The organism is Phenylobacterium sp. (assembly GCF_030654915.1).
Classification (GTDB): Bacteria; Pseudomonadota; Alphaproteobacteria; order Caulobacterales; family Caulobacteraceae; genus Phenylobacterium.
The window spans coordinates 1-8,128 of the sequence record NZ_JAURWM010000361.1; the positions used below are offsets into that span (position 1 = coordinate 1).

The window sequence follows — 8,128 nt, forward strand, 5'->3', positions numbered from 1 at the left end:
CCAGCCCGAACAGCGGCAGGGCGATCCCGGCGGTCAGCAACATCAGGCCCGCGCGCGGCAAGGCCCGGGCGGTCATCCAGGCGGCGGCCCGGACGTACCACCATGTGTAGGTGTCCAGCGGCCGTAGCCGGTCGTAGCCGACGCCGCCTGAGCGCACCGCCTCGCTGATCTCGGGGTCGCCGCTCCAGGGGGCGAGGGTCAGGAAGGCCTGGGCGAGCCAGGTGTAGGTGATGGCCTGCGACAGGGTGATGGGCGCGTCGGCCGCGGCGGCGGGTGAGGCCGCAAAGAAGGCGGCGTAGACCATGACCTTGATCCCGCCCCACCAGCACTGGGTCGCAAAGCCGGCGAGTGCGGCGGCGCGGTACTGCAGCATCAGCTGGAACCGGGCGGCGAAGGCCGCTGCATAGGGGCGCAGGTCGGCGGTCATCAGGCTTCGACCGCGCCGTGCAGGTCGTAGAAGCGGGCGATGACTTCCTCGATGGCTGGCTGCTCGACGTGGATGTCCTCGACCGCGTGGTCGGCGGTGATGGCGGCGATCAGCCTTGGGGCGCTGAGCACCATGGGATCGAATGCGAGTTCCAGCGACTTGCCGCTGCGGGCCCGGACCTGCACGCCCGGCAGGTCGATGAGCGGCGCTTCGCCGGCGAAATCCACGAAAAGCCGCCGCTCGCGCAACACGTCGGCGCGCAGAGTCTCGAAGGGGCTGTCGGCCAGCACCTGACCGTGGCCGATCACGATCACCCGTTCGGCGAGGGCCTCGATGTCGTGCATGTCGTGGGTGGTGAGCAGGACGGTGACGCCGCGCTCGCGGTTCAGGCGCTTGACGAATTCACGGACCGCCAACTTCGAGGGCGCGTCGAGACCGATGGTGGGTTCATCGAGGAACAGGATCGAGGGCTCGTGCAGCAGGGCCGCGGCGATCTCGGCGCGCATCCGCTGGCCCAGCGAGAGCTGGCGCACCGGCTGGTCGAGGATGCGCTCCAGGCGCAGCATGGCGATCAGTTCGTCGCGGGTGCGGGCGTACCGGACGGGATCGACGCGATAGATGTCGCGCAGCAGGTCGAACCCGTCGATCACCGGCAGGTCCCACCAGAGTTGGGTCCTCTGGCCGAACACCACCCCAATACGGCCGACATGCTTGATGCGGTCAGCGTAGGGAACCAGGCCGTCGATCTCCACCCGGCCGGCGTCGGGCCGCAGGATCCCCGAGAGGATCTTGATGGTGGTGGACTTGCCGGCGCCGTTCGGCCCGATGAAACCCAGCAACTCGCCGCGCTCCAGCGAGAACGAGACGTTCTTCAGCGCTTCGACCGTGCGGGTGCGACGGCGCACGAGCCCGCGCACCGCGCCCAGCACGCCGGGCTCGCGTTCGGCCACGCGATAGGTCTTCGCCAGGTCCTGAACCAGGATCTGGGGCATGGGAGCACCTGCGATGTCAAAAAGGGAGGCGGAAGCTACGGAGTCAAAGAACGTTGGTCAATTGCGCAGCTTTGGATCACCAAGCATCCAAGTGACGCTTCGAGACTTATGGCAGGGTGACGGAAGCCGTCCGTCGTTGGCGAGAGTGTGCGTCTTGTTCAGGAACCTAGTCGTGATGGGGTGCGCCGTGATGGCGGTGAGCGCCTGTGACAAGCCAAGCGATTTCGTGCCGAAGAAGGCGGCTGCTTCAGCGGTCACGGAGCCGTCCAAGCTCGATATGCTGGCCTTGCGCGCCGCGCTACAGCCTTGCGAGCGGGCGATGGAGGCGGGCAGCGAAGAGATCGCGGCCGTGGCGGTTCAAAAGGCGGACCTAGCCCAGCGGGTCTTGATCCAGAATGTGCGGGAGGTCTGCGCCGGGGCGATCGAGAAGGTCAGAAGCTTGCCCCTGAAGGGGAGGCTGAAGGATCCCTGCGTTCGCGCCGTCGATGCGCGCGAGACCGTGGCGGCCGGCGCGCTTGAGATCTTGGATGCCAAGGCCGGGGCGCTGGGCGTCGAGACCCTGCGCAACAAAATCGCTGACCAGGCCGCCGCCTCGCGGGCCTGTGCCGACGAGATCGCCTTGGCCGAACAGGGCGGCGGCGGCGTGTCTGCGGCGAACTGAGCGGGCGGATCGCAGCGGCGGATTACGTTGATGACCTCGCGCGGGGCGACGGGATGATTTTTGCCGTTTAGTTTTTCTAAAGGCAAAAAAAGCTCAAACCGTTGGCGTTCCCGCATCTTGGCGACCATGCTCCCGCGAAATCGAGCAGGAGTATTTCATGGCGCAGGCGCGCAAACGCGGCGGCCTTTTTGGATCTTTTGGATTCCAGGTGCTGGTGGCCATGCTGGCCGGCTTGGGTCTGGGGCTGCTCGCGCGCCATCTGGGAACCGATGAAGGGCAAGCTGGTCACGGGCTGTCCGAAGGCCTGCGGCTGGCGGGCTCGACCTTCATCCAGCTTCTGCGAGTCCTGGTTCCGCCGCTGGTCTTCACCGCCATCGTCGCCAGCATAGCTAACCTGCGCGAGCTCCAGAACGCCGCGGCCCTGGTCTGGCGTACGCTCTTCTGGTTCGCCGTGACGGCCCTGATCGCGGTCAGCATTGGGATCACGCTCGGGCTCGTACTGCAGCCGGGCGTCAACACCACGGTCGCGGCCGCGGCGGCCGCGACACCGAGCACCAGCGGGTCCTGGCTCGATTTCCTGACCGGCTTGATCCCCTCCAACATGCTGGGGATCGCCGCTTCCACGAGTTTGAAGGATGGGGTGGCGACGACCTCGCTGTCATTCAACGTCCTGCAGATCGTGGTGATCTCGTTGATCACCGGGATCGCGGCCCTGAAGTCGGGTCCGGCGGCTGAACCCTTCCTGGCGTTCAACGCCTCGGCGCTGGCCATCGTGCGCAAGATTCTCTGGTGGGTGATCCGCCTGACGCCGATCGGCACCATCGGCCTGTTTGGCAATGCGGTCGCCCACTACGGCTGGGACGCCTTGGCTCAGCTCGGCGCGTTCGTCGTCGCCGTCTATCTCGGCCTCGGCCTGGTGATGTTGGTCGTTTATCCGAGCTTGCTGATGTTGAACGGGCTCAATCCCATCCGTTTCTTCGCCGGGGCCTGGCCCGCGATCCAGCTTGGGTTCGTGTCGCGCTCCTCGATCGGCACCTTGCCGGTCACCCAGACGGTCACCGAAAACGCGCTGGGCGTTCCTCGGGCCTATGCCGCTTTCGCCGTGCCCCTCGGGGCGACCACCAAGATGGACGGCTGCGCGGCGGTCTATCCGGCGGTGGCGGCGATTTTCGTGGCGCAGTTCTACGGCGTGTCGCTGCAGTTCACCGACTATCTGCTCATCGTGTTCGTCTCGGTGATCGGGTCGGCGGCGACCGCGGGGCTGACCGGGGCGGTGGTGATGCTCACCCTGACCCTGTCGACCCTGGGCCTGCCTCTGGAGGGCGTGGGTCTGCTGCTCGCCATTGACCCGATTCTCGACATGGGTCGGACGGCGACCAACGTCGCCGGCCAGGCGTTGATCCCGACCTTGGTCGCCAAGCGGCAGGGCATCCTCGACCAGGCCGTGTACGATTCAGGTTCTGGTGATCTGGAAGCGGCGAACCCCGCCCCTTGAGCATCGAAGACCTGTCCAGCGCCACTGTGCGGGCCTAAGATCGTAGCAGGTACGCTGGAGGGCGAATGGGGGACGAGGCGCGGGAGCATCGCTGGCCTGACGGCGGGCGAAGCGGCGAGGCCCTGCTGAAGGCCATGTTGGACGCGGCCGAGGTGGTGGCCGGGGTCGTCGAACTGCTGGAAGACGACTACCGCATCGTGGTCGCCAACCGCAGCGCTTCAGACCTCTACGGCCTGCCCATGGGCGGCCTGGACGGCCTGACCGGTCGCCAGCAAGGTCTGACCGACGAGCAGGTCGCCGCCCGGCTAGGCACTCTCACAGCGGTCTGGGCGATCCAGGAAACCCGGTCGGGAGAATATTCTTTCCGCTTTCCCGATGGCCGGGAGGGTTGGTTCTTCGGCACCTACTCGCCGCTCCGGGGCTCGACGCCCCTGGTCGCTTTCGTGATCCTCGACATAACCGCGCGGCGCGAGGCTCAGCATCAGGCCGAGCGGCAGGGCGCGCGGTTGGCCCTCGCCTTGAACGTCACGGGGCTGGGGCTGTGGGATTTCGACTTCGCAGCTGACCGAGTCGATTGGGACGCCCGGACGCGGCAGCTGTTCGGCGTGAAGGGCGAAGGGCCGATCGACTTCGCCGTCTACAGGGCCGCGGTTCACCCAGAGGACTTCCCGGCGGTAGAGGCGGCTTTCAATTCGGCGGTCGCGGGGGAGAACGGCGGTTCTTACGTGGTGGAGCACCGGACCGCCGCGCTGGGGGAGGGCGGCTCGGCCGTCTGGATCAGAGGCGCGGCCCAGGTGATGTTCGACGCCGCAGGCCAACCCTCGCATGTGATTGGGACCGCCCAGGACATTTCGGCCCAGGTGGCGGCGCGTGAGCGGCAGGAGTTGCTGTTGGCTGAGCTGAATCATCGGGTGAAGAACAATCTGGCGGCGGTGCAGGCGATAGCGTCGCAGACGATGCGTGGCGCCTCTGACAATCCGGCCGCCTTCCGCACGGCGTTCGACAGCCGCATCCAATCCATGGCGCGAGGCCACGACCTGCTGACTCGCAATGCTTGGGAAGCCGCCGACTTGCGCGAGGTGATTGAGGCGGCCTTGTCGCCGTTCGCGACCGAGTTGTTCGACATCACCGGCTCGCGGGCGCCTGCGCCCCTGAACCCCGAGATGGCGGTCAATCTGGTGATGGTGCTGAACGAACTGGCGACCAACGCCTCGAAGTACGGGGCGTTGGCGGGCGCCGGCCGCGTCTCCATTGTCTGGACGGTCGTGGACAATGTCATGGCGTTGGAGTGGCGCGAGCGCGGCGGGCCGCCCGTGGAGCCGCCGACCCGATCAGGCTTCGGCACCCGCCTGACGCGGGCGGCCCTCCAGGCCTATGGGGGAACGGTGGAGCTCACCTTTCCCCCGCACGGCGTTGAGTGCCGTATGCAGGCGCCTCTCGCGGCCGGTTAGGCTTCAAGCTTGGCGTCGAGGGTGATCTCGGCGTTGAGCAACCGCGACACCGGGCAGCTCTTCTCGGCTGCCTGCGCCAGTTCCTCGAACTTGGCCTGGTCGAGCCCAGGAACCTTTGCGCGTAGCGTCAGCGCCGAGCGGTCGATCTTGAAGCCCTCGCCGTCGGGCACGAGCGAGATGGCGGCCTCGGTGCTGAGTTCCTCGGCCTGCGCGCCGGCGCGTTGAATGAGGAAGGCGAGCTGCATCGTAAAGCAGCCGGCGTGAGCCGCGGCGATCAGTTCCTCGGGGTTGGTCCCGGGCTCGCTCTCGAAGCGGGTCTTGAAGGAGTAAGGGGTCGCCGACAGTACGCCGGAGTCGGTGGTCAGGTCGCCGTTTCCGTCCTTGCCGGTTCCGCGCCAGACTGCGCGTGCTTTGCGGATCATTCTCGTCTCCCTTGAGCAGAGCCCGGTTGGCCCAGGTCTAATCAACGTCGATGAAGCGCAAATGGCTCACGCAATCGCCTTGCGGCCGTTCATTTCGTCACCGGCGTCCTTAGGCAGGCGGACAAAGAAGAACAGCGAGAGGAAAGTGATCAGGCCGATCACCACGAAGACCGGCGCGATCGAGCCAGCGCTGAGGTGGGTGTCGCCCCGGGCCAGCATGAAGAAGTGCATCAGCGCCGCGGCGATGCCGATGCCGATCGACTGGACAAGCTGCTGCATCATCGCCGCCGTGGTCGAGGCGCGGCTCATCTGGGCCTGCTCGATATCGGCGTAAGCCATGCCGTTGAGGCTGGTGAACTGCAGCGAGCGAAAGAAGCCGCCGACCGCCAAGATCGCCATGATTACCCAGTGGGGCGTGGTGGGTTGGAAGAGCCCGTAGGTCATGAAGCTGATACCGACGATGACCGCGTTGACGGTTAGGACGGTGCGGAAGCCGTACCGGCGCAGGATCGGCGGTGCAGTGGTCTTCATGACCAGGGCGCCGGCCGCTGAGACGAAGGTCATCAGGCCCGCTTGGAATGGCGAAAGGCCAAAGCCGATCTGCAGCAGCATGGCCAGCATGAACGGCGTGGCCCCCATTGCGATCCGCATGAACGAGCCGCCGACGACCGAGGCGGTGAAGGTTTGGATCTTGAAGACCGTGAGGTCGAGGATGGCGTGCGGGTTGCCGCGCGCGTGCCGCCAGTAGATGCCGAGCGCCGTCGCGCCGCCGAGGAACAGGGCCACGACCACGCCGGGCGGCAGGGTGTCGCGGCCAAGGTTCTCGAACCCGAAGATCAGGCCCGCCAGGCCGACGCCGGTCAGCGCGATGCCGATCCAGTCGATCGGCGACACGTCCTGTTCTTTCACGTTGGGAACGAACCGGGCCACCAGGAACACGCCGACAATGGCGATCGGGATGTTCAGGAAGAATATCCACCGCCAGTCGGCGAAGGTGACGATGGCGCCGCCCACGACCGGCCCGATCACCGGGCCAAGCAGAGCCGGCATGGTCATGACGGACATCGCCCCCACCAGCTCGCTCTTTGGTGTCGTGCGCAGCAGCACCAGGCGACCTACGGGTCCCATCATTGCGCCGGCCATACCCTGGAATATCCGGGCGATGACCAGTTGGGTGAGGTTTTCGGCGAAGCCGCAGGCGGCCGAGGCGGCGGCGAACAGCACCATGGCGGCGATGAATATCCGCTTGGCCCCGAATTTGTCGGCGACCCAGCCGCTGATCGGCAGGAAGACGGCCGAAGACAGCAGGAACATGGTGATGGCCAGGTTCAGCCGCAGCGGATCCTCGTCCAGCGCCACGGCCATGGTCGGCAGGGCGTTGGAGAGCACCGTGGCGTTCATCGTCTGCATCAGCAGCGCTGAACCTATGATCGCGGGGATCACCCAGCCGCGGGCGACGGCCTGGCCGCGGGCCTCCTCAGGCGGGCTATCGACTGGGCTCATGGTTCAAGGCTCAGGAGTTCGAGGAGTGGGCCTTGGGCCGCGTTCAGCGCGTCCCGCGCCTGCGGGGTGAGCTTGGCGAGACGGGCGGCAAGCCAGTCGTTGCGGAGCTGGCGGATCAGGTCCAGCTGGGCCGAACCCGTCTCGGTGATCTCCAGCCCGGTCCGACGGCCGTCGTCGATGCAGGCCGCGCGGGCGATCCAGCCTGCAGCCTCAAGGCGTTTGACGTGGCCGCTCATGGCAGGGCGGGACATCTGCTCGGCGTCGGCGAGATCGCAGACCCCGACCCCCGGCTTGCGCTTGATTTGGCCCAGGACGAGCGCGTCGAGCGCCGAGACCCCAGCGCGTTGAGCCTCTTGCCGCAGGCGCCGAGCCAACCGCAGCAAGGGCGCCCTGAGGGCGTCGGCGAGGAGCGTGGGATCGGAGGTGTCGGTGGTGGGCATGCAGCGCCATATAGTTAGGTCGCCGAACTATCTATGCGGTGCGGTACAGTCGGTCAATCGCGCTGAGTGGCCGCCCGATTAACGGGAACGATGCTTGGTCTGCCCCGTTTAGGCGAGTGAACATCAACCTTGAGGTGAGAGCGATGGGCGTGATGCTACATTCAGAGCCGCCGCCGCGTCTGGATACGACGCGGGCCACCGAGGAAGTACGCCGGGCGGTTCGGGGGTTCTCCGCAGATCAAATCTTGGACGTTGCAGACATGCTGCACGACATGATCCGCGAGCGTCGGTCGGGGCCTGTGTCAGGCGCGCGCTCGGTGCGCAAACCACGCTAGCTGTCGTTGATCGCGCGCCGGGCCTCTTCCAGGTTGATCGAGAGGGTTTGGAGTTCGATAGACAGGTCTTGTAGCGCCTGCCTGCACCATTCGAGCGGTTCATCTCGGGCCGCGCCGGCCCTGGCGCGCTCGCCAACGGCATGGGCCTGCTGGGCGGCGGTCTGGCACGCCGCGATCGCCGACAGCAGCCGGCCCTTCGGGCTTTCGCTCCAGAGCCGGCGGGCGGCGAATTTGGCCTGGGCGGCCGCTTGCAGGGACGCCGGAGAGCGAGGTTGGACGATCTCCGGCCCCAGGCCGGACCAGTTTACGCCGCGATGGCGGATCAGATCGCGCTGGCGGTGTTCGGCCCTGGCCGCATCGGCCGCGATCTCCGCGGCGAGCAATGGGGCCGCTTCCCGTGGG

Annotated in this window: 9 protein-coding genes; 3 read left to right on the forward strand and 6 right to left on the reverse strand. The window is 66.8% G+C overall.

The window, feature by feature from the left end; translation table 11 throughout:
• Together Q7T84_RS18445 and Q7T84_RS18450 are read right to left on the reverse strand one after the other, a co-directional pair.
• A partial coding sequence (locus tag Q7T84_RS18445) for a hypothetical protein (RefSeq protein ID WP_304811806.1) occupies positions 1-427 on the reverse strand: 427 nt, incomplete at its 3' end.
• On the reverse strand, positions 427-1,419 hold the full coding sequence (locus Q7T84_RS18450) for an ATP-binding cassette domain-containing protein (protein WP_304811809.1): 993 nt from the start codon (positions 1,417-1,419) through the stop codon (positions 427-429). The genes Q7T84_RS18445 and Q7T84_RS18450, both read right to left, overlap by 1 nt.
• 154 nt (positions 1,420-1,573) lie before the next feature.
• Between Q7T84_RS18450 and Q7T84_RS18455 the strand changes: the two genes are divergently transcribed.
• From Q7T84_RS18455 to Q7T84_RS18465, 3 genes are all read left to right on the forward strand, one after another.
• Positions 1,574-2,080 carry a hypothetical protein gene (locus Q7T84_RS18455; RefSeq protein WP_304811812.1) on the forward strand — a complete coding sequence of 169 codons (507 nt, stop codon included), beginning with the start codon at positions 1,574-1,576 and terminating at the stop codon, positions 2,078-2,080.
• 157 nt (positions 2,081-2,237) lie between these two features.
• Positions 2,238-3,575: a dicarboxylate/amino acid:cation symporter gene (locus Q7T84_RS18460; RefSeq protein WP_304811814.1), complete on the forward strand. Its 1,338-nt coding sequence runs from the start codon at positions 2,238-2,240 to the stop codon at positions 3,573-3,575.
• Positions 3,576-3,640: 65 nt separating this feature from the next.
• Positions 3,641-5,026 (forward strand): sensor histidine kinase, encoded by a 1,386-nt coding sequence (locus Q7T84_RS18465; protein WP_304811816.1) that lies wholly within the window; start codon positions 3,641-3,643, stop codon positions 5,024-5,026.
• On the opposite strand, the gene Q7T84_RS18470 is transcribed toward Q7T84_RS18465, so the two are convergent.
• The 4 genes from Q7T84_RS18470 to Q7T84_RS18485 all read right to left on the reverse strand — a co-directional run.
• A complete protein-coding gene (locus Q7T84_RS18470; protein WP_304811818.1) occupies positions 5,023-5,448 on the reverse strand; it encodes an OsmC family protein in 426 nt (141 codons plus the stop codon). The genes Q7T84_RS18465 and Q7T84_RS18470 overlap by 4 nt on opposite strands.
• A gap of 66 nt (positions 5,449-5,514) precedes the next feature.
• Entirely contained in the window at positions 5,515-6,951 is a 1,437-nt protein-coding gene (locus Q7T84_RS18475) for an MFS transporter (RefSeq protein WP_304811821.1), read from the reverse strand.
• Positions 6,948-7,391 (reverse strand): MarR family winged helix-turn-helix transcriptional regulator, encoded by a 444-nt coding sequence (locus tag Q7T84_RS18480; RefSeq protein ID WP_304811823.1) that lies wholly within the window; start codon positions 7,389-7,391, stop codon positions 6,948-6,950. Before Q7T84_RS18480 ends, Q7T84_RS18475 begins: the two co-directional genes overlap by 4 nt.
• A gap of 331 nt (positions 7,392-7,722) precedes the next feature.
• The coding region (locus Q7T84_RS18485; protein ID WP_304811825.1) for a hypothetical protein at positions 7,723-8,128 on the reverse strand (406 nt) is incomplete at its 5' end.